Source organism: Vibrio sp. 03_296, assembly GCF_002265885.1.
This window is the reverse complement of sequence record NZ_NPKW01000886.1, coordinates 1-964: the sequence shown is the minus strand read 5'-3', so window position 1 is coordinate 964 and position 964 is coordinate 1. Positions and strand designations below refer to the sequence as shown.

Genomic DNA, 964 nt, shown 5'->3' with positions numbered 1-964 from the left:
CAGAATATACGTGCACGCAGTGCTGACTGCTTGGGGCTTTCCATGGAGCGGAAGGGGCATTAGAGGTGGCGCGTCGTGCGCGTGGTACACCACGTATTGCCAATCGCTTGTTGCGCCGCGTGCGCGATTTTGCCGAAGTCAAAGGCAATGGTCACATCTGTGCAGATACTGCAGACAAAGCGCTCAACATGCTTGATGTGGACTCGAAAGGTTTTGATTACATGGACCGCAAGTTACTGTTGGCCATCATGGAGAATTGTGGTGGTCGGTTCGGTGCTTGGATAACATGGCAGCTGCAATCGGTGAAGAGAAAGATACGATTGAAGATGTGTTAGAGCCATATTTGATTCAGCAAGGTTATTTACAACGCACGCCTCGAGGGCGAATCGCAACCGATCGGGCGTATCTTCATTTCGGAATTGAAAGTAAGTTTGCAAGGCTAGGTATTAAATTTCCTAGCCTTTTCTTTAATGTGAGAAAGGTCACAATAAAGAAATCTAACTACCTCTAAATAGGTAATGCAAAATCGCGCATTGTAAACGTCTCGTAGCCATAATGAGGCGTGCATTTTCTTCTAGTTACCTGGCGTTAACAAAACATCTTGCATTTGCTTGATTTAGATCAAGTTGATTGTTTTTTAGACAGAAATGCCACGTGTTTCTTGATTCAAATCAAAGCGCTTTGCGTTTATAAAACTTTTGAAACCCTCAGTTTTTAGCAGTAGTATTAGCCGCAGCTATATTAGCTGACGCTTAACAATTAACTAACCAATGCGGTACATTTTGCAACAATTTGTTGGTTTAATTCAACACTATTCAAGAAAGTTCAACTCTTGATGATGATTTGTAAAATGTAGAGAGTGTCATTCAGCCGACACATAGGAGTTACCATGATTGACGTAGTTGATCTGTCGCGGTTGCAGTTTGCACTGACAGCGATGTATCACTTCCTATTCGTACCTTTG

General features: G+C 42.9%; 1 pseudogene. It reads left to right on the top strand.

Going from position 1 to position 964, the window contains the following annotated elements:
* Positions 1-424: pseudogene (locus CIK04_RS28630) on the top strand (Holliday junction DNA helicase RuvB C-terminal domain-containing protein); the annotation flags it as partial.
* Positions 425-964 lie beyond the last annotated feature (540 nt).